Genomic DNA, 25726 nt, shown 5'->3' with positions numbered 1-25726 from the left:
TCCGCCTGCTTCGGCGTCAAACCCAAACTCACCCAACCATTCTCACCGATCACGCCCGACTATCGGGTCAACGCCACGCGAAAAACACCACCCTCCTAGGCGTGCTCTCCACACCCTGGTCCCGGGGCTTCGGCCTGCAGGTGCCCATCGTCAACGCGCCCATGGGCGGGGTGGCCGGCGGTCGATTAGCCGCCGCCGTCACCGCTGCCGGCGGCCTGGGCATGATCGGCATGGGCAGCACCGCGACCAGGGCGTCGCTGGCCGAACAGCTGCGGCAGGTTACCGGCAGGTTCGGGATCGGGCTGGTCGACTGGGTGATGCGCGGTGAGGTTGGCCTGCTGGAGGATGCGCTGGCCGCGCGGCCGGCGCTGTTGTCGGTCAGCTTCGGTACCGACTGGTCCTGGGTAGCCAACGCGCACGACGCCGGAATCGTCACGGCCACACAGGTTTACGACGGCGCCGGAGCCCGTCGCGCGGTCGATGCGGGTGTTGACATCGTGGTCGCGCGCGGGGCCGAGGGGGGCGGCCACGGCGAGATGCGACTCGGAACGCTGCCGTTGCTGGACGTCGTTCTGGAAGCCGTGTCGGTGCCGGTGCTGGCCGGCGGTGGCATCGCCTCGCCCCGGAGCCTGGCCGCGGTGCTGGCCGCCGGTGCCAGCGGTGCCTGGGTGGGCACCCGGCTGGCGGCGTGCCCCGAGGCGCTGACCAGTGAGGGCAGCCGTCAGGCCCTGATCGCGGCACGCGAAACCGACACCCGGGTCAGCCGGGTCTTCGACGTCGCCGCCGGCTTGCCCTGGCCGGAGCAATATCCCTCACGGGTGTTGGCCAACGACTTCGTCGCGCACTGGACGGGCCGGGAGGATGAGCTGGCCGCTGACCCGGATGCCCGGGCGCGGTTGGCCGCCGCGGTCGCCGCCGAAGATCTGCGGGTGGTCCCGGTCGACGCGGGGCAGGGCGTCGGGATGATCGGTGACGACGCGTCGGCGGCCGAGGTTATCGGGCGGATGTGCTCGGGTGCGAAGCGTTTGCTCGGTCGCTGGGGCTCATAGGCTCGACCGGCGCTTGAGTACGACGCAACACCGGTCCGGCCCGGGGTCCAGCCGAGCGTCGGGGCCGTGCGGCGCCAGGGCGTCGGACACCCCGGTGATCAGCGCGTGGTTCATGGTGCAGGCCAGCTCGGTCTGCTCCTGGGCCAGCGCATGGAATGGGCAGTTCGCCAGCTCGACTTCGCCATCGGTGCGGCGGGGTTCGTAGCCGTGCCGGCGCAGCACCCGCAACGCCACCTCGAGCGCCGCTGCGGCATCCGCGGGCTTGGCGACGCCGTTGCCGATCGTCTGGCCGTAGCCGTGGGCGACCTGGTTGAGCACCTCGACGGCGCGCTCGCCGGTGGTGGCCGACCGGGCGATGGCCGCGGCCATCAGCCGTCCGGCCAGCTCGTACTCCCGCTGCGGAAGGCTGATCGCGATATCGCGTCGAGCCCTGCGGTACAGCTTGGCGGTCCGCCCCGCACCGGGGCCGGAGCGGCCCGTCACGCGTGCGTAGTCGGTCTCCAGCAGGCCCTCGGCAGTGAGTCGGTCGAGGTGGAATTTGGCCTGGTGGTGGGGGATGCCCAGGGCGTCGGCCGCCTGGTCGCGGCTCACCGGCCCCGGTTGTGAGCACACGTAGTCGTAGAGCCGATGACGCACCGGGTCGGCCAGTGCCCCGATCCCGGCGGCGTTGCGTTCGAGTGAGTCGGTCATCAGTCAATTTCTAAGAGACAAAACACTTGACGCTACAGCTTACACGTTCTAACGTACAAAACATTATCCTATAGAAATGGAGGGGTCATGAGTACCAGACAAGCCACCCAACCAGGCGCCGGAGCGCCCGCCTTCGCCGACCAGTTGAAGGACCCGGCATATTCGGCGTACCTGCTGCTTCGAACCGTGTTCACGGTGGCGCCCATCGCGTTCGGGTTGGACAAGTTCTTCAATCTGCTGACCCACCCGCATCACTGGAGCATGTACCTGGCCGGTTGGATCGACAACCTGGTTCCCGGTACCGCCGACCAGTGCATGTACCTGGTGGGCGTGATCGAGATCGCTGCCGGTGTGTTGGTGGCGGTGGTGCCGCGCTTTGGTGCCTGGGTGGTGGCCGCCTGGCTGGCCGGGATCATCCTCGACCTGGTCACCGGTCCGGGGTTCTACGACGTCGCGCTGCGTGACTTCGGTTTGCTGGCCGGTGCTGTGGCCCTGGCCCGGTTGGCCGAGGGCGCGCACCGGGGCAGCATCGGGAGCCGTTGACCGTCCCGGTCACACCCCGCGCAGGTAGCGCTTGGCCATGATGCGCTGGGCCACCGCAACGAACGGGCCGCCCAGCTTGCTCCACCAGGTCGCGGGCCGGGAGAACGCCGACACCTCCGCGTATACCGCGGAGGTGTTCGCGTCGTAGCGCACCGCGAACCGTTCCTCCCCGGACTCCGGGTGACCCGGCAGCGTGCCGTAGGCGAATCCGCGGACGTCGGGTTCGTCGATGACGTACACGACGCGGCAGGGCGCACGCAGCAGACCCATCATCTTGACCACCACGATCGCCGAAACCACCGCGACGTCGGAACTCGCCGCAACGCCCAGGCCGGCTCCGCGCTGCATGCCCCAGCGCATGACGGCGTCGGCGGCCTGCTCGAAACGCGCACGGCCAGAACCGATCTGGGCCGACATGCTGAGGTGACCGTAGCCCGGCGGCAGCTGCGCGGCCGCAGTGGCGCCAACTTCGGGATAGGTCAGCTGAAGGTCGGCGAGCGCATCCAGGTCCACACACCCAGCTTGCCACGACGGATTGCGGTGCCGGGTCGGCGGCGTACGGTCGGAATGGTGACCACACAAACCTCGAAACCTTTGGCAGCAGCGTCCGGAACATTCACCCTCGGGGGTGACTTGACGATCAACCGGCTCGGGTTCGGTGCGATGCGCCTGACCGGTGAGGGCGTGTGGGGGCCACCAGCCGACCGCGCCGAATGCGTCCGGGTGTTGCGGCGCGCCGTCGAATTGGGCGTGAACTTCATCGACACCGCCGATTCCTACGGCCCCTACGTGTCCGAGGAGATCATCCGTGAGGCGCTGCATCCGTACTCCGGGCTGGTGATCGCCACCAAGGCCGGGTTGCTACGGACGGGGCCGGGGGTATGGATTCCGTTGGGTAACCCGAGCTATCTGCGCCAGGAGTGCGAGATGAGCCTGCGGCGTCTGGGAGTCGACACCATTGACCTGTTCCAGCTGCATCGCATCGACCGCCACGTTCCCCTGGAAGATCAAGTCGGCGAACTGCTCGCGCTGAAGAACGAAGGCAAGATCCGCCATATCGGCCTGTCCGAGATCGACGTCGACCAACTGAAGGCGGCCGGGCAGATCACCGAAATCGTGTCGGCGCAGAACATGTACAACCTGGCCTCGCGGGGCGCCGAACCACTCGTGGATTTCGCCACCCAGCAAGGCGTCGGCTTCATTCCATGGTTCCCGCTGGCGTCGGGTCCGCTGGCGGCCGCCGATGGCCCGCTGCGGCAGATCGCGGCCGAGCATCATGCGACACCGTCGCAGCTGGCGCTGGCCTGGTTGCTGAAACGCTCACCGGTGATGTTGCCGATTCCGGGCACGTCGAGCGTGGCGCATTTGGAGGAGAACGTCGCCGCGGCCGAGATCACGCTGAGCGACGACGAATTCGAGCTGCTGGCGGCCATCGGAGAGCAGAACGCCTGACCCGGGCTGCGCACGGCATTCGGCGGTAAGCCGGCGAAATCGAGCCCGAAGCCGACGACCGATCTTTTTGGAACGTTTAAGAGCCTGTTCGTAAACGGGTGTGACTGTAGTGGCAGATGATAGCGATGTGATAACGATTGCGTGTCATGTGAGGGCGTGAGGCGGGGCTCGCGGTAGCTCGTAAACTCCAACAAGCGACATCGGGTACGCCGCACCAGCCCAGATGGGGACGCCTCCGCGCCAGCCCACCAGCGCCCGTCCAGCAGGCCGCATGAATGTTTACGAACAGGCACTAAGAAATCGAGCTGAGGTCAGGACTTTCGGCGCAGCATCCCCAAGCCAAATTGGGCCGATTCGGTGGTCGCAGTGGGCTGCTGTTCGGCACCGGCGGCGACGGCGGTATTGCCGGCATCGGCGGCCTGTCTGGCCAACCGGGTTAAAGCACGGTGGGCCGGCGATGCGCAATCGGCGGTGGGCTCACCCTACGCGGGCCGGCGCGTTCCTTGGGGCGACCTAATACGGTGTGGTGGTGGCAGGTCACCATCAACGACACCCGGGCGGGGGCTTCAATCCCCCCGAACCGACCACCAAGGGCGGGCCCGACTACGGCCGGTTCATCGACGCGGTGCGCAAGCTGCAAGACCATGCCCGGGCCGCCGACGCGCCCGACGACGTGATCACCGAGGCCGCCGACCTGCTGGAGAAGGTGTCGGCGCTGCTGACGCCGTTCGACACCGACGAATGGCACTCGCCGTCGGGCCGGCGGATGGACCTGTTCGTGCGCGGCAACATCCTGACGGTGCCAATGTTGGCGCGTAAGACCGACGATGGCCGGATCCAGGGCTGGGCCCGATTCGCCCGATTTCACCTGGGCCGCAACGGCGCCGTGCACGGCGGGGCGCTCGGGTTGCTTTTCGACACGGTCCTGGGTTTGACGGCGTCGGTGCTCACCGGCAGCACCCGGCAACGCACGGCCTACCTCACGATCAACTACCGCAACATCGTGCCCATCGAAAAAAAGTTGCAGGTCGACGCGGGAGTCGACCGTGTCGACGGGCGCAAGATCTTCGTCTCCGGCCGGTTGACCGACGGCGACACCGTGCTGACCGAGGCCGACGCGTTGTTCGTGCGGCTCAAGCCTGGGCAGCCTTAGTTCCCAGCCCTAGTTCCCAGCAGGCGCCACAAGCCGGCGGCGTCGGAGTCGATCGCCTCAACGAGGTTCCCGGTGCCCCGCGAGCCCCACACCGCAGGTCCACAAGCGGCGAGTTTCTCGCGGCTGACCACGTCCGGACTGGTTTTCATGTTCCCGGCACCGCCGTGGGGAACATCGCTTTCGGCCACCAGCTCGCGGCCGTCGCGCAACCTCACCCGCACTCGCGCCGGAAACGTCATCGTGAACGCGTCGAGTGCCGCCGGCGCCCACGGCTGTCCCGCTGCGGCGCGGCCGGCGGCACCGATCCCGCCCTCTCGCAGGGCGCGCAGCAGCGCCATGCCGTCCCCGACGCCGACGCGAATCCCCTTGTGCCCGTGGCGGGTTCGTCGGACGGCGGCGAGCAGCCGACGGGTTGGCGTGCCGGCCGTCAGCGCGCGAACCGGTAGCAGCGGTGCCATCGCCTCGGCCGTGCGCAGGGTGAGGGACCAGTCATGGCGCAACGACACCCGGTCGGCCACATCGGCGAGCTCGCGGTGGTGGGTGGCCAGCCACTCCTCGTTGACCTCGACGGGCGAGAGCCGGCCGGCGACGAGCGTCACCGCCACGGTCCACGGGATCGAGAAATTGATGGTCACCGGCGTGGGCATCCGGACGGCCGCGTACCCGCGCGACATGGCGTCCATTCCACACGTCAGCACGCCCGCCTCGACGACCACCGACGCGACGTCGGCGGCCGGCGGCGGCCCGAGTTCAAGCAGCGCATCGACGGTCGTGTCGACATAGGCGCAGCCCGGGTAGCGCTTGATGCTCATCGTCCGGGTCGCCCATCCGGAGCCGAGCCCGCCGAGAAGCGCGGGCAGCGGCGCATAGCAGAACGCATCGAAGAAGCCCTGCGGATGGTCCAGGGCATCCAGTGGACCGGTGACGCCGCGGGCGGCCAGGCGCGCGGCCCGCATCCCGGCCAGAGTCGGCTCGGCCGCCGTCAGCAACTTCGAGTCGGGCGCCATGAACCCCGGCACGGTGGCGCGCGGAGCCTGGTAAAGGGCAAGGGCCAGGGCATGCGCCAGCCGGCCGGTATCCAGCCCGAGCAGGCGGCCCGCGGCGACGGCCGATCCGGCGGCGTGCACGAACGACCACAGCTGACCATTGAGCGGTCCGAGCAGGCAGGCGCCGCCCAACCGGGCCTCGAGTTCGTTAGCCGCAACCTGGGCGGCCAGTTGCTCGGCCGCCGAGGCGCCGGTCTCGGCGGCCAGCAACACCGGCACCAGCACGGCGGAGTGGCCGGCGTGAGCGAAGCACACATAGTCGTCTAAATCGAGCGCGATCGACAGCGCGGCCGCGGCATAAAGGGCGTCGTCGACGGCAACCGAGCGGGGTAGCCCGGGCACCACAACCGGGCCTTCGCCGGCCCAGGTTTCGACGCCCGAGAGCACCCGCTGGGATGCGACGTCGCCGGTCGAGACGGCCATGGCCGCAAACACGGATCGGCGTTGGGCGCGGCAGAGGTCGACAACCGCGTCCGGGACGTCGTCGAGACGAAGGTCAGCGGCCCATGCGGCCAACCGTTCGATGGTCGTCACCACGGTCGCACGGTAGGCGCGCATCGATTAATGGGTCAATCGAGGTGGCGGATCGGCTTGGGCTGGTAGTCGGGCGCACCGATAGCATGGTCGCGATCGTCCCGACACGCATCGAACATGTCCAAGCCTTGGAGACCAACCCGATGAGCGCCCCCGCACACCCCGCCCCCGGAGCCGACGGCGGCGACCGGCGGCACCCGATCCGGGTTCCTGCCGGGACCACCGCGGCCGCCGCGGTGGGCGAGGCCGGGTTGCCCAGGCGCGGCACGCCCGACGCGATCGTGGTGGTGCGCGACGCCGAGGGCAAGCTGCGCGACCTGAGCTGGGTGCCGGAGGTCGATGTCGAGGTCATGCCGGTGCCGGCCAATACCGAAGAAGGCCGCAGTGTCATCCGGCACTCGGCCGCCCATGTCCTGGCCCAGGCCGTCCAGGGGATGTTCCCGCAAGCCAAACTGGGAATCGGCCCGCCCATCACCGACGGCTTCTACTACGACTTCGACGTGGCCGAGCCGTTCACGCCCGAGGACCTGGCGGCGCTGGAAAAGCGGATGCGCCAGATCGTCAAGGAAGGACAGCTATTCGACCGGCGGGTCTATGAGTCCAAGGACCAGGCCCGCGCGGAGCTGGCCAACGAGCCCTACAAGCTCGAACTCGTCGACGACAAATCCGGAGACCCAGACATCATGGAGGTCGGCCCCCCAGGTAGTAATGACGAGCTCACTGCTTACGACAACCTCAATCCCCGCACCCGGCAACGGGTTTGGGGCGACCTGTGCCGCGGACCGCACATCCCGACCACCAAACACATCCCGGCCTTCAAGCTGACCCGCAGTTCGGCCGCCTACTGGCGGGGTGACCAGAAAAACGCCAGCCTGCAACGGATCTACGGCACCGCCTGGGAATCGCAGGAGGCCCTCGATCGGCACCTGGAGCTCATCGAAGAGGCGCAACGACGCGACCACCGCAAGCTGGGAGTCGAGCTGGACCTGTTCAGCTTCCCCGACGAAATCGGCTCCGGCTTGGCGGTTTTCCACCCCAAGGGGGGCATCGTGCGTCGCGAACTGGAGGACTACTCGCGGCGCAAGCACACCGAGGCCGGCTACCAATTCGTCAACAGCCCGCACATCACCAAGGCCCAGCTGTTCCACACCTCCGGACACCTGGACTGGTACGCCGACGGCATGTTCCCGCCGATGCATATCGACGCGGAATACAACCCGGACGGCTCGGTGCGCAAACCCGGCCAGGACTACTACCTCAAGCCGATGAACTGCCCGATGCACTGCCTGATCTTCCGGGCGCGCGGGCGCTCCTATCGTGAATTGCCGTTGCGGCTCTTCGAGTTCGGCACGGTGTACCGCTACGAGAAGTCCGGCGTGGTGCACGGGTTGACCCGGGTGCGGGGGCTGACCATGGACGACGCGCACATCTTCTGCACCCGTGACCAGATGCGCGACGAGTTGCGTTCGCTGCTGCGGTTCATCCTCGACCTGCTCGGCGACTACGGCCTGACCGACTTCTATCTCGAGCTGTCCACCAAGGACCCGGAGAAGTTCGTCGGCTCCGACGAGGTCTGGGAGGAAGCCACCAACGTGCTGGCCGAGGTGGGCGCCGAATCCGGCCTGGATTTGGTGCCGGATCCAGGCGGCGCGGCGTTCTACGGCCCCAAGATCTCGGTGCAGGTCAAAGACGCGCTGGGCCGCACCTGGCAGATGTCGACGATCCAGCTCGACTTCAACTTCCCGGAGCGCTTCGAGCTGGAGTACACCGCCAGGGATGGTGCGCGGGACCGCCCCGTCATGATCCACCGCGCGCTGTTCGGGTCGATCGAGCGGTTCTTCGGCATCCTCACCGAGCACTATGCGGGGGCGTTCCCGGCGTGGCTGGCGCCGATCCAGGTGGTCGGCATCCCGGTCGCCGACGAGCACGTCAGTTACCTGGAAGATGTTGCGGCACAGCTGAAGTCGCACGGGGTACGGGTCGAGGTGGACGGCAGCGACGACCGGATGGCCAAGAAGATCGTGCACCACACCAACCAGAAGGTGCCGTTCATGCTGCTGGCCGGAGACCGCGACGTGCAGGCCGGCGCGGTCAGCTTCCGGTTCGCCGACCGCACCCAGCTCAACGGCGTGCCGCGGGACGCGGCGGTGGCGGCGATCGTGGATTGGCTCGCGACTCGCGAAAACGCCGCTCCGACAGCTGAACTGGTGAAAGTGGGCAGCTGTGGGTGACGAGCAGCACGCTGACCGCGAGGACAGCACGATCTTGGATCGGGGCGTCGGCCAGCGCGACCACCTGGAGCGGCTGTGGACGCCCTACCGGATGAACTACCTCGCCGAAGCGCCGATGAAGCGCCCCGAGTCGGAGCGCTCCCAGCCGTTCACCGAAATCCCGCTGCTGTCCGACGAGGAAGGGCTGGTGGTGGCCCGCGGCGAACTCGTCTACGCCGTGCTCAACCTCTATCCGTACAACCCTGGGCACCTGATGGTGGTGCCCTACCGGCGGGTTTCGGAGCTCGAGGACCTGACCGAGCGGGAGAGCGCGGAGCTGATGGCGTTCACCCAGAAGGCGATTCGCGTCATCAAGACGGTGTCGCGGCCACACGGCTTCAATGTCGGCCTGAACCTGGGCACCTCGGCGGGCGGCTCGCTGGCCGAGCATCTGCACGTGCACGTGGTACCGCGGTGGGGCGGCGACGCGAACTTCATCACCATCATCGGCGGCTCCAAGGTGATTCCGCAGTTGCTGCGCGACACCCGCCGGCTGCTGGCCACCGAATGGGCCAGGCAACCATGAGCCGCTGCGGCGGGGGACGGCGCGCATGAGTAAGGCGCCGTTCCTGTCCCGGGCGGCCTTCGCGCGGATCACCGATCCGCTGGCCCGGGCGCTGCTGCGGATCGGCCTGACGCCCGATGCCGTCACCATCATCGGAACCATGGCTTCGGTAGCCGGGGCGCTGGTGCTGTTCCCGATGGGCAAGCTGTTTCCCGGTGCGTGTGTGGTCTGGTTCTTCGTGCTCTTCGATATGTTGGACGGGGCCATGGCCCGGCAACGCGGCGGTGGCACCCGGTTCGGCGCGGTGTTGGACGCCGCCTGCGACCGCATCAGTGACGGCGCGGTGTTCAGCGGTCTGCTGTGGTGGATCGCGTTCGGCATGCGCGATCGGCTGCTGGTGGTGGCGACGCTGATCTGCCTGGTCACCTCGCAGGTGATCTCCTACATCAAGGCGCGGGCCGAAGCCAGCGGCCTGCGCGGCGACGGCGGCATCATCGAACGCCCGGAACGGTTGATCATCGTGCTGGTCGGGGTGGGGGTATCGGATTTTCCGTTCATCGCCTGGCCGCCGGCGTTGCCGGTGGCCATGTGGGTGCTGGCCGTGGCCAGCGTGATCACCTGCTGGCAGCGGTTGCACACGGTGTGGACGTCGCCGGGGGCCACCGATCGCATACCGGCGCAAGGCAACACCGGAAAGACGCAGCAGTGATCGCCACGCCCGCCGGCCTGCAATTCCGCGGGAGCCCGCGTCGCCTGTTGACCGGCCGTGCGACCGACTGGGCCTATGCGGCGGGCTGGCGCGTCGTGCGCGCGATGCCGGAGTTCGCCGCTCGCAACGTGTTCGACGCCGGGGCGCATTACGCGGCCCGCCGTGGCGGGCCCGAGCAACTGCGCAAGAACCTGGCCCGGGTCATCGGCGTGCGACCCGCCGACGTCCCGGACAGCTTGATGCGTGCTTCCCTGGAGTCCTACGCCCGCTACTGGCGCGAGGCGTTCCGGCTGCCGACGATGAACCACCGCAAGGTGGCTCGACAGATCGACAACTCGTTCCAGGGCCTCGACCATCTGGATGCCGCGCTGGCCGTGGGCCGCGGTGTTGTGGTGGCTTTGCCGCACAGCGGAAACTGGGACATGGCCGGCATGTGGCTGGCGCAGACGCATGGCACGTTCACCACCGTCGCGGAACGACTCAAACCCGAGTCGTTGTATCGGCGTTTTATCGAGTATCGGGAAAGCCTGGGCTTCGAGGTGCTCCCGCTGTCCGGCGGCGCCAAACCGCCGTTCGAGGTGCTCTGCGAGCGGTTGCGTGCCAACCGGGTGGTCTGCCTGATGGCCGAGCGAGACCTGACCCGCAGCGGCGTCGAGGTCAACTTCTTCGGCGAACCCACCCGGATGCCCGCGGGGCCGGCCAAGCTGGCCATCGAAACCGGAGCGGCGTTGCTGCCGGCGCACTGCTGGTTCGAACGCAACGGCTGGGGCTTTCGGGTGTATCCGGCGCTGGACTGCTCCAGCGGTGACATCGGCGCCATCATCCAGGCGCTGGCCGACCGGTTCGCGGCCAACATCGCCGAGCACCCCGCCGACTGGCACATGCTGCAGCCGCAGTGGCTGGCTGATCTGTCGGACGCCCGGCGGGCCCGGCTGAGGCACAACTGAGGCACAACTGAGGCACAATTGAGGCCAATTGAGGAAAGCCTGATGCGCATCGGGATGGTCTGTCCCTACTCGTTCGACGTGGCGGGCGGCGTGCAGTCGCATGTATTGCAGCTCGCGGAGGTGATGCGCGCCCGCGGGCACGAGGTCAGCGTGCTCGCGCCGGCCTCGCCGCATGCCGTCCTGCCCGACTACGTCGTCTCGGGTGGCAAGGCGGTTCCGATTCCTTACAACGGGTCGGTTGCGCGGCTGCGGTTCGGCCCGGCGACCCACCGCAAGGTCAAGAAGTGGCTGTCCGAAGGTGATTTCGACGTTTTGCACCTGCACGAGCCCAACGCGCCGAGCCTGTCGATGCTGGCGCTGAACATCGCCGAAGGCCCGATCGTGGCGACGTTTCACACGTCGACCACCAAGTCGCTGACCTTGACGGTGTTCCAGGGCATCCTGCGGCCGATGCACGAGAAGATCGTCGGCCGGATCGCGGTGTCGGATCTGGCCCGGCGCTGGCAGATGGAGGCGTTGGGCTCGGACGCGGTGGAGATCCCCAACGGCGTGGACGTGGCGTTCTTCGCCACGGCGTCGCCGTTGGACGGATATCCGCGGCCCGGCAAGACGGTGCTGTTCCTGGGCCGCTACGACGAGCCGCGCAAAGGCATGGCCGTCCTGCTGGCCGCGTTGCCCACCGTGGTGCAGCGTTTCCCGGAGCTGCAGCTGCTGATCGTCGGCCGCGGCGACGAGGACCAGTTGCGCAGCCAGGCGGGCGGATTGACGCGCTACCTCCGCTTTCTTGGCCAGGTCGACGACGCCGGCAAGGCCGCGGCGATGCGCAGCGCCGACGTGTACTGCGCCCCCAACACCGGCGGCGAGAGTTTCGGCATCGTCCTGGTCGAGGCGATGGCCGCCGGAACCCCGGTGGTGGCCAGCGATCTGGACGCCTTCCGGCGCGTGCTGCGAGACGGCGAATTGGGATGTCTGGTCCCGGTCGACCCACCGGATTTACAGGCCGCCGCGCTAGCCGATGCGCTGATCCGGGTGCTCGACGACGACGCGCTGCGACGCCGGTACGTCGCCGCCGGCGCTGACGCGGTTCGTCGTTACGACTGGTCGGTGGTGGCCAGCCAGATCATGCGGGTATACGAGACGGTCGCCGGGTCCGGTGTCAAGGTGCAGGTCGCCAGCTGATGACGTGGCTGCTCGTCGCCGTCGTCGCGGTGCTGTTCGTAGTGCTGGTGGCGTTCGGTGCCTGGGGTTATCAGCGGGCCAACCGGCTGGACCGGCTGCACGTCCGCTACGACCTGTCCTGGCAGGCGCTCGACGGTGCCCTGGCGCGGCGCGCGGTGGTGGCGCGCGCGGTCGCTATCGAGGCCTACGGCGATGCGCCCGAGGGCAGGCGGTTGGCGGACCTGGCCGACGCGGCCGAGCGCGCCCCTCGGCAGGCACGCGAGGGCGCGGAAAACGAGCTCTCCGCCGCACTGGCGGTGGTCGACCCGGCGTCGCTGCCGACAGCGCTGGTTGCCGAGCTGGCCGACGCCGAAGCCCGGGTGGTGCTGGCTCGGAGATTCCACAACGACGCCGTGCGCGACACCCTCGTGCTGCGCGAACGGCGCATGGTGCGTGCTTTCCGGCTCGGTGGAAGAGCGCCGCTGCCAACGTATTTCGAAATCGCGGAACGTCCCCACGCGCTGACCCCCGCCAACCGGGGCGACCACGGTGACCTGATCCGACGCACCTCGGCGCGCCTGGTGTTGCTCGACGAGACCGGTGCGGTGCTGTTGCTGCACGGTTCGGACCCGGCGGCCAGGGAATCTGATGGTCCCGCGGTGCCTCGGTGGTGGTTCACCGTCGGCGGTGAGGTGCGCAACGGGGAGCAGCTGGCTGCGGCGGCTGCGCGGGAACTGGCCGAGGAAACCGGTCTGCAGGTCGAGCCGGCCGACTTGGTCGGCCCCATCTGGCGACGCCACGACGTCTTCGAGTTCAACGGCACGCTGCTCGACAGCGAGGAGTTCTACCTGGTGTACCGCACGCAGCGGTTCGAGCCGTCCATTGAGGGCCGAACCGAGCTGGAGCGCCACTACATTCACGGCGCCCGCTGGTGTGACGCCACCGACATCGCGCAGTTGGTGGCCGCCGGCGAGCAGGTGTACCCGTTGCAGCTCGGCGAGCTGCTGCCCGAAGCCAACCAGCTGGCGGATGCGTCGGGCGACGATATGCGCAATGCCGTTGTGCCGCAGTCCATCCGCTGATCGGGGCGCGGTCTCGCTGGGTCGATCTCAGGGGAGCCGGGGCAACCACGATGACAGCGGTTGCAGCCCCACATAAGCCAGTGCGTCGTTGATGCCTTGCACGGTGCCGCGCTGCAGCGCAGCGGCCACGTGGAACACGCTGATGTCCGGGAACAGCCCGGCCGGGGTGGGAACGTTGGCCGGCCCCTGGCTCCAACCATGTTCGAGGTTGCCGTAGCCCCAGCCTCGATAGTTCACCAGGACCTTCAAGTTGGGTTGGATCAAATCCGCCAGCGGCTCCCCGACGAAGGGAATGGCGCGCAACGGAGCCAACATCGGCAGATCCTGGACGGGAATCATCATGTAGGTGGTCAGCGATCCCGGTGTCACCGGCTGGACCACTGCCGTAGCAACATACTGGAGCGTCAGGCCGGGAATTGGGAGTGCAGAATCAAGGCGCCGGCGACGGCGTTGACGTCTGCCAGGATATTGATTGGGTATTGCGGGAAGTCGCCGATACCGCTTTATTCGAGTGTGTATACGGTAGTCGGATAAACATCAGCTGGAGTTGCGGGATAGAACGTCAAATCCAGAATTGGAATGTGCACCCCGGGGAAGCGCGACAGAACTCCACCGTTGGGAGTGCAGGGATCACCGATCAGCGTGAAGGAGAGTTGGCTTTGGGGTGGCCGCTGGTCAGCCGCCAGGGTCGCGAGATAACGCAGTTCTTGGCCCACCACCACGGCGCTCTGCGAGTAACCGACGACGATCGCCTTGCCCCAGTGAGCGGCTTGCGCCATGATGGCTGCGTTCAGGTCCGCGACGCCCTGGGCCACCGATTTGTCGAGGCTCAAGCTGTGTAGGCCAGTTAACGGCCACAGTTTCGAGGGCTGCACCACGAAGTCGATGGCATATGCATCGGAGGCGACGTGGATGGGTTCAACGTAGAGGTTTGTGACCGCCTGGCTGTAGCCCAGCCTGGGCAGCGGGCTGAACTCGGTGCCGCCTAGCTAGGTCAACACCACGCCGCCGGACCCTAGCCTTTCGAGCACGCTCGTAACCCCCACATCGCCGTTTTGAGGGTTCGCGAAGCCGACCAAGCCTTGGCCGATGTTGACGAAACCGATATTGCGCTCGCCGACGTTCCAGACACCAACGTTCGCCGTGCCGTCGTTTTCGTAGCCGATGTTGAATTGGCCGACGTTGCCGGTACCGACATTGGCGTTGACATAGTTGTTCCAGCCCGCGTTAAGGTTGCCCGCGTTGTCAAAACCCACGTTGAAGCTGCCAAGTTTCCGTTGCCGATGTTGAAGTTGCCGGTGTTGTTGTTGCCGACGTTGAAGCTGCCGGTGTTTCCACTGCCCGCGTTGATGTTCGGAAGTTGCCAACTGGCGATCGCGCTATTCGCCATGTCCGCCAATCGTTGCGGCAATTCCTGCCATGGCGGTAACTGCGCGACAGCTGCCGAGCGCTCAGGTGGTAGCCCAGCATGGCGGTCACGTCCTGCGCCCACATCTGCTCGTATTCGGCCTCGGCGAGCGGGATCGCCGGCGCGTTTTGGCCGAACAGGTTGGACATCACCAGCGACAGCAACTGAGACCGATTGCCTGCGATGATCGCGGGATGCACGGTGGCCGGCTGCGCCGCTTCGAACGCGCTCACCGCTGATCGGGCCTGAGCGGCCGCCTGCTCGGCGTCACTAGCCGTCGCATGCAACCACGCGGCATAGGGCGCTGCCGCGCCCAGCATCGCCGCCGACGCCGCACCCAACCACGTCCCGCCCGCCAGCTGCGCGGTCAACGCCTCGAACGAGGTGGCCGCCGAGCCCAGCTCAGCGGCCACCCCATCCCATGCTGCCGACGCCGCCAGCATCGGCCCAAGGCCAGCGCCGGAAAACATCCGCGTCGAATTGATTTCCGGGGAACTCCCGCGGGTTTTTGCCCGCAGCGCCGACCAAACGCGTTGCCCGTCGACGAAAGCCCCGCGAATTGCGGTGGGTTGCGCCGGGTCAGGACAGTTGCGGGAATCGCGGCGGCGGCAATCCCAGGTCGACGATAGCGTCGTGTACGCCTTGGCCGGCGCCCTCGACCAGTTGGCCGGCAACGGTAAGCGGGTCGAATTGCGGGAACAGCCCGGCCGGGGTGGGCACATCCTGATAGGCGGTGCGGTCATAGCCCAACTCCACGAGCACCCGCAGATCCGGTTGCACCAGGTCGGCCAGCGGGTTCCCGACTATGGGGATCGCACGCAGCGGGTTCAGCAGCGGCAGATCGTGGGTCGGGATCAGGATGTATTTGGTCATGGTGTCCGCCGGCGACACGGGCTGCACCACACCGGTGGCGATCTGGGCGGGCGTGAGGTCCGGGTAGCTGGAGTGGATGTAGAACTGGCCCGCAACGGCGTTGGCGTCGGCGAGCAGGTTGAGCGGGTACTGCGGGAAGTCGGCCTGGAAGTCATATTGGATCGCGTAATCGGTGGTCGGGTAGGCGTTGGCCGGGGTGGCGCCGAAGAACGGCAGATCCAGAATCGGGATGTACAGACCGTGGAAGCGCTCGAGGAATCCGCCGTTGGGGCGGTTGGGGTTGGCGGCCAACACAAATGACAGCTGGTCGGCTGTGGGCCGTTGGTCGGCGGGCAGGGTCAGCAGGTGCTGCATTTCCAAGGTGGCAACCGAGGCGCTCTGCGAATAGCCGAATACCAGGGTGGGGTTGCCGTTCTGCGCCATGATCGCGTCGTTGAGCACTTTCGCGCTCTGCACCATCGACTGGCCGACGGTCAGACTCGTCAGTCCGGTGAGCGGCCAGTACTGCTCCGGGGTGTACAGGCCTTGGGCGAGGTAGCCCGGGTGGAACGGGGCGATGAACAACTGGTCGATGCGGCTTACATAGCTCGACGTCGGCTGCAGGAACGCGGTGCCCATGACGAGCGCCGTGCCCGGGGCCATCGCCGTCGGGCCCGCGCCGGTTGTCGGCGGGCCGCCCATCAGCTGCTGCCATGGCATCAGCCGGCTGGCCAGCGCCGACGCATTGGAGTAGTAACCGGACATGGCGGCCACATTCTGGGCCCACATCTGCTCGTATTCGGCCTCGGTGGCCGCGATCGCCGGGGCGTTCTGGCCCAGCAGGTTCGACACGATCAGCGACACCAGCTGAGTCCGGTTGACGCTGACCATCGCCGGGTGCACCGTGGCCGTCAGTGCGGCCTCGAACGTGCTCGCGGCCATCCGGGCCTGCCCGGCCGTGTGCTCGGCGTGCTGCGCGGCCGCGCTCAGCCAGGCCAGATACGGTGCGGCCGCGGCCGTCATCGCGGTCCACGCAGCGCCCTGCCAGGATGCCGCCAGACCCGAGGCGACCGACTCGAACGAGGCCGCGGAGGCCTGCAGGTCGGCGGCCAGGCCGTCCCAGGCGGCCGCGGCCGCCAACATCGGCGCCGGACCGGCACCGGCGTACATCCGCGCCGAGTTGATCTCCGGCGGTAGCACGGTGAAGTTCATGACACGCGTTTCCTTCGCAGCAGGCGCTCTCAGCTGCCGTGCGATGTGGCGCCGATGGCCGCGGACTTTCGTACGCCGACCGTCGCCGTGCACGGGCGAGTGAAAACCGAATGGAATTGAGGTCCTGCCCGAAAGGACGTCAATGACTGTATGACGGCGTGGAGGCGCTCGCCCGGGCTTCGGCAAATTTCGTCGGCGCCCAACGACGTTGGGACGCAAAAGGGTTGCGGGCCGATTGGTTCACCGCCTGAACGCGGCCATGACCACCGCCCGCACTGCCGTACGGAGCCGAAAAACCCGGTTTTCGCTCACCACTAGACTGGTGCCCGCATCGAAGGAGAGAAGAAGGTAGTGGACACCTCGAACGGGGCCCCGTCATCCGGGCCGGTCAACGGCCAGGCCGGTACCGCACGGGTCAAGCGTGGTATGGCCGAGATGCTCAAGGGCGGCGTGATCATGGACGTTGTCACCGCGGAGCAGGCCCGCATCGCCGAAGGTGCCGGTGCGGGTCCGGCGCCCCCGAGCACCGGGCCGCCGCGATCGTCAAGGCCACCACCTTCTACGACGACCCCGACGTGCTGGCCAAGGTGTCGCGCGGGCTGGGCGAGGCGATGGTCGGCATCAACGTCGAACAGATCGCCCAGCCGCACCGGCTCGCCGAGCGCGGCTGGTAAGAACCTTCCGTGGCGATCGAAGAGATCCTCGACCTCGAGCAACTTGAGGTCAACATCTATCGCGGCAGGGTCTTCAGCCCGGAGTCAGGTTTTTTGCAGCGCACGTTCGGCGGCCATGTCGCGGGGCAGTCGCTGGTGTCTGCGGTGCGCACCGTCGACCCGTCGTATCGAGTCCATTCGTTGCACGGATACTTTCTTCGGCCCGGAGATGCCAAGGAGCGCACCGTTTTTCTGGTCGAGCGCACTCGAGATGGCGGATCGTTCGCCACCAGGCGGGTCACTGCCATCCAGCATGGGGAAATCATCTTCAGCATGGGAGCGTCCTTTCAGACCCATCAGCAAGGCATCAGCCACCAGGACCAGATGCCGGCGGCGCCGCCGCCTGACGATCTGCCCGGATTGCGCTCGGTGCGGGTATTCGACGACGCCGGTTTCCGGCAGTTCGAGGAGTGGGACGTGCGGATCGTGCCGCGGGAGCAGTTGCAGTGTTTGCCCGGCAAGGCTTCCCAGCAGCAGGTGTGGTTTCGCCACCACGATCCGCTGCCCGACGATCCGGTGCTGCACATCTGCGCCCTCGCCTACATGAGCGACCTCACCCTGCTCGGTTCGGCACAGGTCACCCACCTCAAGGAGCGAGAGCATCTGCAGGTGGCATCGCTGGACCACGCGATGTGGTTCATGCGGTCGTTCCGCGCCGACGAATGGTTGCTGTACGACCAGTCCTCGCCGTCGGCCGGCGGCGGTCGCGCCCTCACCCACGGGAAGATCTTTACCCAACGCGGTGAGTTGGTGGCGGCAGTCATGCAGGAGGGGCTGACCCGTTATCGCCACGGATACCAGCCGTGAGCCCGCCGAAGATCGGCGTCCTGGCTTTGCAGGGCGACACCCGGGAGCACCTTGCGGCACTGCGTGAAGCCGGAGCCGAGGCGATGCCGGTGCGCCGCCGCGACGAGCTGGACGCGGTGGATGCGCTGGTGCTTCCGGGCGGCGAGTCGACGACCATCAGCCATCTGCTGCGCGACTTCGAATTGCTGGCGCCGCTGCGGGCGCGGCTGGCCGAGGGCCTTCCCGCGTACGGCGCATGTGCCGGCATGATCCTGCTGGCCAGCGAAATTCTGGACGCCGGCGCCCGCGGCCGCGAGGCCGTGCCGCTGCGGGGGATCGATATGATCGTGCGGCGCAATGCCTTTGGGCGCCAAGTCGATTCGTTTGAGGGCGATATCGCGTTCGCGGGCCTGGACGACCCGGTGCGTGCGGTGTTCATCAGGGCGCCATGGGTCGAGCGGGCCGGCGAGGGTGTGCAGGTGCTGGCCCGGGCCGCGGGTCACATCGTCGCGGTGCGGCAGGGCGCGGTGTTGGCGACGGCGTTCCACCCGGAGATCACCGGCGATCGTCGTATCCATCAGCTGTTCGTCGACATCGTCCGGGGTCGGCGCTGACGTCTCATCGGGCGCCGTCAGGTGCGCAGCATCATCGAGCCTGTAATTTTGCAGGCTCACACTCGGACTTCCCCTGCAGAATTACAGGCTCGGTGGGCGGGAGCCGGCCAGACGACCAGCACCTGCGGTCCACGTAGACTCTTCTGGCGAAAACAGAACCCACAAAGACCCAAAAAGAAGAGGTGCACCACACCGATGAGCGGCCATTCCAAGTGGGCTACCACCAAGCACAAGAAGGCCGTCGTCGACGCCCGTCGCGGCAAGATGTTCGCCCGGCTGATCAAGAACATCGAGGTCGCAGCCCGCGTCGGCGGCGGTGACCCGGCGGGCAACCCGACCCTGTACGACGCCATCCAGAAGGCCAAGAAGAGCTCGGTGCCCAATGAGAACATCGAGCGGGCCCGCAAGCGCGGCGCCGGTGAGGAAGCCGGGGGCGCCGACTGGCAGACCATCATGTACGAGGGTTATGCGCCCAACGGCGTCGCGGTGTTGATCGAGTGCCTGACCGACAATCGCAACCGGGCCGCCAGCGAGGTGCGGGTGGCCATGACGCGCAACGGCGGCACCATGGCCGATCCGGGGTCGGTGTCCTATCTGTTCTCGCGCAAGGGCGTGGTCACCCTGGACAAGAGCGGCCTGACCGAGGACGACGTATTGACCGCGGTGCTGGATGCCGGTGCCGAGGAGGTCAACGACCTGGGCGACAGCTTCGAAGTGGTCGCCGAGCCCGGTGATCTGGTCGCGGTGCGCACCGCGTTGCAAGACGCGGGGATTGACTACGAGTCGGCCGAAGCCGGTTTCCAGCCGTCGGTCAGTGTGCCGGTGGACGTCGACGGCGCCCGCAAGGTATTCAAGCTCGTCGACGCGCTGGAGGACAGCGACGACGTGCAGAACGTCTGGACCAATGTCGACGTGTCCGACGAGGTGTTGGCGGCTCTCGACGAGGAATGACTGTGGCCATCGAGCGCGGCTTCGCCGTCAGGCCAAGGCGGTCCCGGCGCCGATGCCTAACGCCGGCTGACGTGCGGGCCTAGTCGTATCCGTGCCGCATGTCCTCGACGATGCGCGGATGGTCCAGGGTCGACGGCTCGAGCGGGCGTGGCGCAACGTCGCCGGAGAAGACGGTCGCCGCATCGAGCACCCGCTGGTTGAGGAAACGCAGCGGCGGCGCATCACCCGGCACCTCAGGCGTGGGCGCCCCGTCCCCGCGGCGCGCCAGGACGAAGCCCCAGTCGCCGAACGTGGGCACGTAAACGTGGTACGGCGTCACCGCGTACCCCGCGGCCTGCACCGACGAGACCGTGCGCCAGAACGCGGTCCGCGTCGAGAACGGGCTGCCCGCTTGCACCACCATCAGCCCCCCGGGCGCCAGTGCGCGGGTGGCCAGGGTGTAGAACTCGGCCGAATACAGCCGGCCCAGCACGGGTGTGTCCGGGTCGGGCAGGTCGACGATGACCGCGTCGAAGGGCCCCCGGTCCGGGCCGCGCAGCCAGCTCATCGCATCGTCGATCACGACGTGCACGCGCGGGTCGTCCAGCGAACCTCCGTTGGCCCCGCGCAGGGTGGTGCGTGCCAATTGGATGACCGCGGGGTCAAGTTCGACCTGAACGATCTGCCGCACACCGGGTTGGCGCAATAGCTCGCGGGCGGCCAGCCCGTCGCCACCACCCAGCACCAGAACCGAACGCGCATCAGAGCCGAGCGCGGGATAGACCAGGCTTTCGGTGTAGCGGTACTCGTCCACCGTGGAGAACTGCAATCCCCCGTCGAGGTAGAGCCGCAGGTCGTCACCGCGCCGCGTGACCACGATCTCCTGGTAGGGCGTGTGCCGGTAGGCGATGATCGGGTCGGCGTAGAGCCGCTGCCGGCTGGTCGTCTCGATACCGCGCGCATTCACCAACAGCGTCACCAGCAGCCCAAGTGCCGCGGCCAGCGCCCCCAGCGCCGTCACCAGCTGACGAACACCGACGACCCGCCGCAGCAGGAAGATCGACACGACGGCCGCGGCGACCAGATTGACGATGCCGGTGGCCGCCGCGCCGCGGATCATCCCCAGATGCGGCAGCAGCAGAAACGGCCAACTGAGCCCGCCGAGCAACGCGCCCAGATAATCGGCCGCGGTCAGGTTGGCCAGCGTCCGGCCGGTATCGGTCGCTCCGGCCACCCGGCCGGTCTGTAGCAGCGTCATCAGCAGCGGCACCTCGGCGCCGACCAGCCCGCCGATCAGCGCGGTGCCCAGCGCCAGCACCCACAGCGATCCGCCGATGAACGCGAACGTCACGTACAGCGCCGCCGCCGACAAGCCTCCGACGATGCCCAGCAGCACCTCGACCGCGATGAAGGTGATGGCCGCACGCGCCAGCAGCGGCCTGACCAACAGGGCGCCCAATCCCAGCGCCGCCACATACCCGGCGACGATCAGTGACGTGGCGACGATGCCGTCGCCGTCCAGGCTGGCCGACAGGGTAAGCAGCGCGAGCTCGTAGACGATGCCGCAGGCCGCGCACGCCGCGACGGCGGCCAGCAGCACCGCGCGCCAGCGCGGTGAGGTCGCAACCGCCGCCTGCTGCGTCGACGTCATGACAGCGCGGCGGCGATCACACCTCCGACGGCCAGCATCATCACCGCCGTGGCGAATGCCGCCGGATGCAGCGTGGGTTCCTCGACGAGCTCCCGGAAGCGACCGGGCACGGCGATCTCGAGAATGAGCAGTGCCGCCCCCTGCAGCGCCACCCCGACGCCCCCGTAGACCGCGACGTCGACCAGCCCCTGACCCAGCTGGCTGGAGCTGGTGTGAATGGCGGTAATGATGACGATGGCCAAAGCCGCATACATCGCCGAGGCCAGGACGACGGCGTTGGGCCGCCGATCGATGAACACCAGGCGGCGCAGGTTGCCCGGGGTCAGCACATCGACCATCAGGAAACCCGCGACCAGGACGGCGGCACCCACCAGGAAGTACAAAATGGTCGCCACCACGCCATGCAGGATCGGGGTGAGGTTGACGGTGCCGAAATCGACTCCCGCCGCATACAACTGGCGCATTGCTGTCTCCTTTGCGTTACTCGTCCTACTTGCTGCCGCCCGGCCCGCCGGGGCTGCCGCCGGAGCCGCCCGACGGAGACCCGGGGGTGAATCCGGGGCCGAGGAAGACGAAGGAGCCGTGGCTGTAGCCGGCACTAAGGGGTTCGACACGGATGCTGCACGGGTAGGAGCCGTCGGGGCCGACGACCACGATGTTGTTGCGGTAGCGCAGGTATTCGTTGTCTGCGCTGGCCGCGCGTGCTGCGGGCGACTGATAGCGGGCCAGCGTGTCGGCCACCTGATGTGCTGATCCGGTGCACAGGTAACGCGTGCCGTTGGCGTCGCGGGATTCTTCGCGATAGTGAGACGCGATATACGAGCTGATGTTCTTGTTCAGCAGCACTACTCCGGAAACCAACGACACCGTGGCGGCGACGGCCAGCCCCCCGGCAATCAGAAACAGCCGGTTGCGGCTCACGGTTGCCACCGGCTTGCGGTATGCACCACCGAGCCGCCGGAGCCGGTCGGATAGAGGTGCCAGGTCTGCCAGCGCCAGCCGGTGCCGTGGGGTTCGGCCGCCAGCGCGGTCAGCGCGGCGTCATCGCCCGGGAACATGCCGCCCAGCCACCCGTCGTCGCGCGCGCACCGCTGGCGAAGCTCGTGTGCGAGGCGGCGGAACGTCGACTCGTCGTGGGTGTCGCTACGGGATTGCAGGCGGTAGCCGGGAGCCTCACTGTGCGTCGGCAGACTCTCGCCCTGGTTGCGGGCCGAACACGAAATCTGCTCCGAAAACCTTGTGTCACCGTGGTTCACGGTGACGACATGCGATGCCCCCAGAACGCCGAGCAGCAGGGTCCCGCCGCCGGGGTGGTCCATCCGATAGGTGGCCAGAGGCCGCGGCGGCGGCGCGTTGATGGCCAGTCGCAGCCGGGCTCCCGATACGTCAGCCGGAGCGACCGCGAGCTGATGAAGCGGCACCGATGGTCCTATGCGGACGCCGGGGGAGCGGGGTAGACGGTCAGTTCGCCGGGCAGCACCGCTTTGCCGGTGGATATCTCCCAGGGCATGTCGGGTGCCCAGCGCTCGAATGACAACAAGACGCTCTCGTCGGGGCCGGTGTAGTCGACGTAGTCCATCTCGCCGCCCGCCGGCAGGCCCGTCGTCCCCTCGGTGGTGTAGCCGGCATGGCCGCGCTCCGACTCGTGAAACGTCACACCATCGAGCACCTGTTCGCCGTCGGGCTGCAGCGCAGGGTCGGTGCGTTTCACCCACATGGCCAGCTCGAGGCGCCCGTCGTCGTCTTCGACGCTGAACCACATCGGCTGGTCACCGCCCTCCAGCAAGTGCTCCCACCAGACGAACGGTCCCTGGCGGAAGGTGACCGAGCCGCGAACCACATAGTCGACACCGCCGTAGCTGACGATGGCGCCGGGGCCGAGTTGCCGCGGGCCGAACTGCGGCAGCGCGTTGAACGACAAGGGATCTTGTCGGTTGCCCGGTGGTGTCGGGGTCTTGGGACGCTTGAGAGCGACGACGAGAACGAGAAGTGACGCGATGAACAATGCCACCGCGAGCACCACCAGCAGTGATCCCACCCCAACCCTTCCCTACGGCGAGTCGATGTGCGCCCTAACGTAACAGCTTTGCACCGGACCGGTCCCGATAAGAGGCATGCGTCAGGGTCGCCGCGGGACGTGCGTTTGCACCGCGTGTCCTGCCCGGCCCTGTCACACCCAGCCGCTAGGCTATCGAACAGCTGTTCGGTGTGAAGGGGTGTGCGAAGGGACAATGCGGTGCGGGTAATGGGAGTCGATCCCGGGTTGACGCGGTGCGGTCTGTCGCTGGTGGAAAGCGGACGGGGCCGGGACCTCGTCGCGCTCGATGTCGACGTGGTGCGCACCCCCTCGGATACGGCGCTGTCGAAGCGGCTGCTGGCCATCAATGACGCCGTCGAGCACTGGCTGGACACCCACCGTCCCGACGTACTGGCCATCGAGCGGGTGTTCTCCCAGCAGAACGTAGCGACGGTGATGGGCACCGCGCAGGCCGGGGGAGTGATCGCCCTGGCGGCGGCAAAACGCGACATCGACGTCCACTTTCACACCCCCAGCGAGGTCAAGGCCGCGGTCACCGGAAACGGTGGCGCCGACAAGGCTCAGGTCACCGCGATGGTCACCAGAATCCTTGCGCTGCAAGCAAAACCGACGCCGGCCGATGCGGCCGACGCGTTGGCGCTGGCGATCTGCCATTGCTGGCGGGCGCCGATGATCGCCCGGATCGCGCGGGCCGAGGCGCTGGCGGCCCAGCAGCGGCACGCCTATCTGGCCAAGCTGAAGGCCGCGCGATGATCGCCTCGGTCCGCGGTGAAGTGCTTGAGGTCGCACTCGATCACGTGGTGATCGAGGCCGCCGGGGTGGGTTACCGGGTGAACGCGACGCCGTCGACGCTGGCGACGTTGCGGCCGGGAACCGAGGCGCGGCTGGTCACGGCGATGATCGTGCGCGAGGATTCGATGACGCTGTACGGATTCGGCGACCGGCAAACTCGCGACCTGTTCCTGACGTTGTTGTCGGTCACCGGTGTCGGGCCCCGGCTGGCGATGGCGACGCTGGCAGTACACGACGCCGCGGCGCTGCGCCGGTCGCTGGCCGACGGCGATGTCGCGGCGTTGACGCGAGTGCCCGGCATCGGCAAACGCGGCGCCGAACGGATGGTGCTGGAGTTGCGCGACAAAGTGGGCCCGGCGGGAGCGGCCGCTCCCCCAGTCAACGGCCATGCGGTGCGCACTCCGGTGGTGGAGGCCCTCGTCGGGCTGGGCTTTGCCGCCAAGCAGGCCGAGGAGGCCATCGACAAGGTGCTGGCCGGCGAGCCCGAGGCCACGACGTCGGGCGCCTTGCGGGCCGCCCTGGCGCTACTGAGCAAGGCCCGATGAGCGACGAACCACCCGACCGCGACGTATCGCCGGCGCTGGCCGTGGGCGAGGGCGATATCGACGGCAGCCTGCGGCCCCGCTCGTTGCGCGACTTCATCGGCCAGCCGCGGGTGCGCGAACAGCTCCAGCTGGTCATCGAGGGAGCCCGAAACCGCGGCGGCACACCGGATCACATCCTGCTGTCCGGCCCCCCGGGTCTGGGTAAGACGTCGCTGGCGATGATCATCGCCGGCGAGCTCGGGTCGTCGCTTCGGGTGACGTCGGGGCCGGCGTTGGAACGTGCGGGCGACCTGGCCGCGATGCTGTCCAACCTGGTCGAGCATGACGTGCTGTTCATCGACGAGATCCACCGTATCGCCCGGCCCGCCGAGGAAATGTTGTATCTGGCGATGGAGGACTTCAGGGTCGACGTGGTGGTCGGCAAGGGTCCCGGCGCCACCTCGATCCCGCTGGAGATCGCACCGTTCACCTTGGTCGGTGCCACCACCAGGTCTGGGGCGCTGACCGGCCCGTTGCGCGACCGGTTCGGCTTCACCGCGCACATGGATTTCTACGAGCCACACGAGCTGGAGCGGGTGCTGGCCCGCTCGGCCGGCATCCTGGGCATCGAACTGGGTGCCGAGGCCGGAGCGGAGATCGCCCGCCGCTCCCGGGGAACGCCGCGGATCGCCAACCGGCTACTGCGGCGCGTCCGTGACTTCGCCGAGGTCCGCGCCGACGGCGTGATCACGCTCGATGTCGCCAAGTCGGCGCTGGAGGTCTACGACGTCGACGAGCTTGGCCTGGACCGGCTGGACCGCGCGGTGCTGTCGGCGCTGACCCGCAGCTTCGGCGGCGGCCCGGTCGGGGTGTCTACGCTGGCGGTCGCGGTCGGCGAGGAGGCGGCCACGGTGGAGGAGGTGTGTGAGCCGTTTCTGGTGCGCGCCGGGATGATCGCCCGCACGCCGCGCGGTCGGGTGGCCACCGCGCTCGCCTGGACGCACCTGGGCATGACCCCGCCGGCGGGCGTCAGCGGGCTGAGCCAACCGGGGCTGTTCGACTAGGCGA

28 protein-coding genes and 3 pseudogenes are annotated in these 25726 nt (G+C 67.9%); 18 read left to right on the top strand and 13 right to left on the bottom strand.

The window, feature by feature from the left end; translation table 11 throughout:
* Positions 1 to 101 precede the first annotated feature (101 nt).
* On the top strand, positions 102 to 1049 hold the full coding sequence (locus CDN38_RS02985) for an NAD(P)H-dependent flavin oxidoreductase (RefSeq protein WP_075509242.1): 948 nt from the start codon (positions 102 to 104) through the stop codon (positions 1047 to 1049).
* Here the strand turns inward: CDN38_RS02985 and CDN38_RS02980 are convergent.
* Positions 1044 to 1739, bottom strand: a complete 696-nt coding sequence (locus CDN38_RS02980) for a helix-turn-helix transcriptional regulator (RefSeq protein ID WP_075509243.1) — start codon at positions 1737 to 1739, stop codon at positions 1044 to 1046. The genes CDN38_RS02985 and CDN38_RS02980 overlap by 6 nt on opposite strands.
* Before the next feature lie 87 nt (positions 1740 to 1826).
* On the opposite strand from CDN38_RS02980, the gene CDN38_RS02975 reads away from it, so the two are divergent.
* Entirely contained in the window at positions 1827 to 2282 is a 456-nt protein-coding gene (locus tag CDN38_RS02975) for an Rv2617c family stress response/phage resistance protein (RefSeq protein WP_075509244.1), read from the top strand.
* Between the two features lie 9 nt (positions 2283 to 2291).
* On the opposite strand, the gene CDN38_RS02970 is transcribed toward CDN38_RS02975, so the two are convergent.
* Positions 2292 to 2795, bottom strand: a complete 504-nt coding sequence (locus tag CDN38_RS02970) for a DUF1990 domain-containing protein (RefSeq protein WP_075509245.1) — start codon at positions 2793 to 2795, stop codon at positions 2292 to 2294.
* Positions 2796 to 2849: 54 nt separating this feature from the next.
* On the opposite strand from CDN38_RS02970, the gene CDN38_RS02965 reads away from it, so the two are divergent.
* A complete protein-coding gene (locus CDN38_RS02965; RefSeq protein ID WP_075509246.1) occupies positions 2850 to 3734 on the top strand; it encodes an aldo/keto reductase in 885 nt (294 codons plus the stop codon).
* Positions 3735 to 4260: 526 nt separating this feature from the next.
* Positions 4261 to 4887: a PaaI family thioesterase gene (locus CDN38_RS02960; RefSeq protein ID WP_075513688.1), complete on the top strand. Its 627-nt coding sequence runs from the start codon at positions 4261 to 4263 to the stop codon at positions 4885 to 4887.
* On the opposite strand, the gene CDN38_RS02955 is transcribed toward CDN38_RS02960, so the two are convergent.
* Positions 4884 to 6470: an MmgE/PrpD family protein gene (locus CDN38_RS02955; protein WP_161951721.1), complete on the bottom strand. Its 1587-nt coding sequence runs from the start codon at positions 6468 to 6470 to the stop codon at positions 4884 to 4886. The two genes, CDN38_RS02960 and CDN38_RS02955, sit on opposite strands and share 4 nt — an antisense overlap.
* Positions 6471 to 6610: 140 nt before the next feature.
* On the opposite strand from CDN38_RS02955, the gene thrS reads away from it, so the two are divergent.
* Genes thrS through CDN38_RS02925 form a run of 6 tightly spaced genes read left to right on the top strand, consistent with a single transcriptional unit; the run spans position 6611 to position 13138 of the window.
* Entirely contained in the window at positions 6611 to 8698 is a 2088-nt protein-coding gene (thrS, locus tag CDN38_RS02950) for a threonine--tRNA ligase (protein ID WP_075513689.1), read from the top strand.
* Positions 8691 to 9263, top strand: coding sequence for an ATP adenylyltransferase (locus CDN38_RS02945; protein WP_075513678.1), 573 nt, complete (start codon positions 8691 to 8693; stop codon positions 9261 to 9263). Before thrS ends, CDN38_RS02945 begins: the two co-directional genes overlap by 8 nt.
* 25 nt (positions 9264 to 9288) lie before the next feature.
* Positions 9289 to 9951 (top strand): phosphatidylinositol phosphate synthase, encoded by a 663-nt coding sequence (gene pgsA, locus CDN38_RS02940; RefSeq protein WP_075513679.1) that lies wholly within the window; start codon positions 9289 to 9291, stop codon positions 9949 to 9951.
* On the top strand, positions 9948 to 10898 hold the full coding sequence (locus CDN38_RS02935) for a phosphatidylinositol mannoside acyltransferase (RefSeq protein ID WP_075513680.1): 951 nt from the start codon (positions 9948 to 9950) through the stop codon (positions 10896 to 10898). The genes pgsA and CDN38_RS02935 overlap by 4 nt, the downstream gene beginning before the upstream one ends.
* A gap of 42 nt (positions 10899 to 10940) precedes the next feature.
* Positions 10941 to 12077: a glycosyltransferase family 4 protein gene (locus tag CDN38_RS02930; RefSeq protein WP_075513681.1), complete on the top strand. Its 1137-nt coding sequence runs from the start codon at positions 10941 to 10943 to the stop codon at positions 12075 to 12077.
* The gene (locus CDN38_RS02925) at positions 12077 to 13138 is read left to right on the top strand and encodes an NUDIX hydrolase (RefSeq protein WP_075513682.1); all 1062 of its coding nucleotides are present in this window, start codon (positions 12077 to 12079) and stop codon (positions 13136 to 13138) included. The genes CDN38_RS02930 and CDN38_RS02925 overlap by 1 nt, the downstream gene beginning before the upstream one ends.
* A gap of 27 nt (positions 13139 to 13165) precedes the next feature.
* Here the strand turns inward: CDN38_RS02925 and CDN38_RS32110 are convergent, their stop codons facing one another.
* From CDN38_RS32110 to CDN38_RS02900, 5 genes and pseudogenes are all read right to left on the bottom strand, one after another.
* Positions 13166 to 13519, bottom strand: a complete 354-nt coding sequence (locus CDN38_RS32110; RefSeq protein WP_075513683.1) for a PE-PPE domain-containing protein — start codon at positions 13517 to 13519, stop codon at positions 13166 to 13168.
* A 23-nt stretch (positions 13520 to 13542) separates the two neighbouring features.
* Positions 13543 to 13971 (bottom strand): annotated as a pseudogene (locus tag CDN38_RS32105) (PE-PPE domain-containing protein).
* A 156-nt stretch (positions 13972 to 14127) separates the two neighbouring features.
* Entirely contained in the window at positions 14128 to 14394 is a 267-nt protein-coding gene (locus CDN38_RS32815) for a hypothetical protein (RefSeq protein WP_075513685.1), read from the bottom strand.
* Positions 14384 to 14989: a PPE family protein gene (locus tag CDN38_RS32100; protein ID WP_408632991.1), complete on the bottom strand. Its 606-nt coding sequence runs from the start codon at positions 14987 to 14989 to the stop codon at positions 14384 to 14386. Before CDN38_RS32100 ends, CDN38_RS32815 begins: the two co-directional genes overlap by 11 nt.
* A 136-nt stretch (positions 14990 to 15125) precedes the next feature.
* Positions 15126 to 16610, bottom strand: coding sequence for a PPE family protein (locus CDN38_RS02900; protein WP_075513687.1), 1485 nt, complete (start codon positions 16608 to 16610; stop codon positions 15126 to 15128).
* 351 nt (positions 16611 to 16961) lie between these two features.
* On the opposite strand from CDN38_RS02900, the pseudogene CDN38_RS31665 reads away from it, so the two are divergent.
* The 5 genes and pseudogenes from CDN38_RS31665 to CDN38_RS02875 form a co-directional block, all read left to right on the top strand.
* Positions 16962 to 17105: pseudogene (locus CDN38_RS31665) on the top strand (pyridoxal 5'-phosphate synthase lyase subunit PdxS); the annotation flags it as partial.
* Positions 17106 to 17119: 14 nt separating this feature from the next.
* Positions 17120 to 17284 (top strand): annotated as a pseudogene (locus CDN38_RS02890) (pyridoxal 5'-phosphate synthase lyase subunit PdxS); the annotation flags it as partial.
* 9 nt (positions 17285 to 17293) lie between these two features.
* A complete protein-coding gene (gene tesB, locus CDN38_RS02885; protein ID WP_075511443.1) occupies positions 17294 to 18130 on the top strand; it encodes an acyl-CoA thioesterase II in 837 nt (278 codons plus the stop codon).
* Positions 18127 to 18723 carry a pyridoxal 5'-phosphate synthase glutaminase subunit PdxT gene (gene pdxT, locus CDN38_RS02880; RefSeq protein WP_075511444.1) on the top strand — a complete coding sequence of 199 codons (597 nt, stop codon included), beginning with the start codon at positions 18127 to 18129 and terminating at the stop codon, positions 18721 to 18723. The genes tesB and pdxT overlap by 4 nt, the downstream gene beginning before the upstream one ends.
* A 195-nt stretch (positions 18724 to 18918) precedes the next feature.
* A complete protein-coding gene (locus tag CDN38_RS02875) occupies positions 18919 to 19674 on the top strand; it encodes a YebC/PmpR family DNA-binding transcriptional regulator (RefSeq protein WP_075511445.1) in 756 nt (251 codons plus the stop codon).
* Positions 19675 to 19753: 79 nt separating this feature from the next.
* On the opposite strand, the gene CDN38_RS02870 is transcribed toward CDN38_RS02875, so the two are convergent.
* From CDN38_RS02870 to CDN38_RS02850, 5 genes are read right to left on the bottom strand one after another with little or no spacing between them, the layout of a single operon-like run.
* On the bottom strand, positions 19754 to 21304 hold the full coding sequence (locus CDN38_RS02870) for a polyamine aminopropyltransferase (RefSeq protein ID WP_075511446.1): 1551 nt from the start codon (positions 21302 to 21304) through the stop codon (positions 19754 to 19756).
* On the bottom strand, positions 21301 to 21759 hold the full coding sequence (locus CDN38_RS02865) for a DUF350 domain-containing protein (RefSeq protein ID WP_075511480.1): 459 nt from the start codon (positions 21757 to 21759) through the stop codon (positions 21301 to 21303). Before CDN38_RS02865 ends, CDN38_RS02870 begins: the two co-directional genes overlap by 4 nt.
* Positions 21760 to 21793: 34 nt before the next feature.
* A complete protein-coding gene (locus CDN38_RS02860; RefSeq protein WP_075511481.1) occupies positions 21794 to 22225 on the bottom strand; it encodes a DUF4247 domain-containing protein in 432 nt (143 codons plus the stop codon).
* Positions 22222 to 22725, bottom strand: coding sequence for a DUF2617 family protein (locus CDN38_RS02855; protein WP_075511447.1), 504 nt, complete (start codon positions 22723 to 22725; stop codon positions 22222 to 22224). The genes CDN38_RS02860 and CDN38_RS02855 overlap by 4 nt, the downstream gene beginning before the upstream one ends.
* A gap of 8 nt (positions 22726 to 22733) precedes the next feature.
* Positions 22734 to 23342 carry a DUF4178 domain-containing protein gene (locus CDN38_RS02850; protein WP_075511448.1) on the bottom strand — a complete coding sequence of 203 codons (609 nt, stop codon included), beginning with the start codon at positions 23340 to 23342 and terminating at the stop codon, positions 22734 to 22736.
* A gap of 198 nt (positions 23343 to 23540) precedes the next feature.
* On the opposite strand from CDN38_RS02850, the gene ruvC reads away from it, so the two are divergent.
* Genes ruvC through ruvB form a run of 3 tightly spaced genes read left to right on the top strand, consistent with a single transcriptional unit; the run spans position 23541 to position 25722 of the window.
* On the top strand, positions 23541 to 24095 hold the full coding sequence (gene ruvC / locus CDN38_RS02845; protein WP_075511449.1) for a crossover junction endodeoxyribonuclease RuvC: 555 nt from the start codon (positions 23541 to 23543) through the stop codon (positions 24093 to 24095).
* Complete coding sequence (ruvA, locus tag CDN38_RS02840) at positions 24092 to 24679, top strand: Holliday junction branch migration protein RuvA (RefSeq protein WP_075511450.1); 588 nt, start codon at positions 24092 to 24094, stop codon at positions 24677 to 24679. Before ruvC ends, ruvA begins: the two co-directional genes overlap by 4 nt.
* Positions 24676 to 25722, top strand: a complete 1047-nt coding sequence (gene ruvB / locus CDN38_RS02835) for a Holliday junction branch migration DNA helicase RuvB (RefSeq protein ID WP_075511451.1) — start codon at positions 24676 to 24678, stop codon at positions 25720 to 25722. Before ruvA ends, ruvB begins: the two co-directional genes overlap by 4 nt.
* The last annotated feature ends 4 nt before the right edge of the window (positions 25723 to 25726 follow it).

The sequence above is a fragment of the Mycobacterium ostraviense genome, from assembly GCF_002705925.1.
Classification (GTDB): domain Bacteria; phylum Actinomycetota; class Actinomycetes; order Mycobacteriales; family Mycobacteriaceae; genus Mycobacterium; species Mycobacterium ostraviense.
This window is presented reverse-complemented; position numbering and strand designations above follow the sequence as displayed.

What these genes read in the sequence shown, in the direction of transcription:
- CDN38_RS02980 (WP_075509243.1), bottom strand. Translation starts at nt 1,739, where the DNA reads ATGACCGACTCACTCGAACGCAACGCCGCCGGGATCGGGGCACTGGCC.
- CDN38_RS02975 (WP_075509244.1), top strand. Translation starts at nt 1,827, where the DNA reads ATGAGTACCAGACAAGCCACCCAACCAGGCGCCGGAGCGCCCGCCTTC.
- CDN38_RS02965 (WP_075509246.1), top strand. Translation starts at nt 2,850, where the DNA reads ATGGTGACCACACAAACCTCGAAACCTTTGGCAGCAGCGTCCGGAACA.
- thrS (WP_075513689.1), top strand. Translation starts at nt 6,611, where the DNA reads ATGAGCGCCCCCGCACACCCCGCCCCCGGAGCCGACGGCGGCGACCGG.
- pgsA (WP_075513679.1), top strand. Translation starts at nt 9,289, where the DNA reads ATGAGTAAGGCGCCGTTCCTGTCCCGGGCGGCCTTCGCGCGGATCACC.
- CDN38_RS02930 (WP_075513681.1), top strand. Translation starts at nt 10,941, where the DNA reads ATGCGCATCGGGATGGTCTGTCCCTACTCGTTCGACGTGGCGGGCGGC.
- CDN38_RS02925 (WP_075513682.1), top strand. Translation starts at nt 12,077, where the DNA reads ATGACGTGGCTGCTCGTCGCCGTCGTCGCGGTGCTGTTCGTAGTGCTG.
- CDN38_RS32100 (WP_408632991.1), bottom strand. Translation starts at nt 14,989, where the DNA reads ATGCTGGCGGCGTCGGCAGCATGGGATGGGGTGGCCGCTGAGCTGGGC.
- CDN38_RS02900 (WP_075513687.1), bottom strand. Translation starts at nt 16,610, where the DNA reads ATGAACTTCACCGTGCTACCGCCGGAGATCAACTCGGCGCGGATGTAC.
- CDN38_RS02875 (WP_075511445.1), top strand. Translation starts at nt 18,919, where the DNA reads ATGAGCGGCCATTCCAAGTGGGCTACCACCAAGCACAAGAAGGCCGTC.
- CDN38_RS02870 (WP_075511446.1), bottom strand. Translation starts at nt 21,304, where the DNA reads ATGACGTCGACGCAGCAGGCGGCGGTTGCGACCTCACCGCGCTGGCGC.
- ruvA (WP_075511450.1), top strand. Translation starts at nt 24,092, where the DNA reads ATGATCGCCTCGGTCCGCGGTGAAGTGCTTGAGGTCGCACTCGATCAC.
- ruvB (WP_075511451.1), top strand. Translation starts at nt 24,676, where the DNA reads ATGAGCGACGAACCACCCGACCGCGACGTATCGCCGGCGCTGGCCGTG.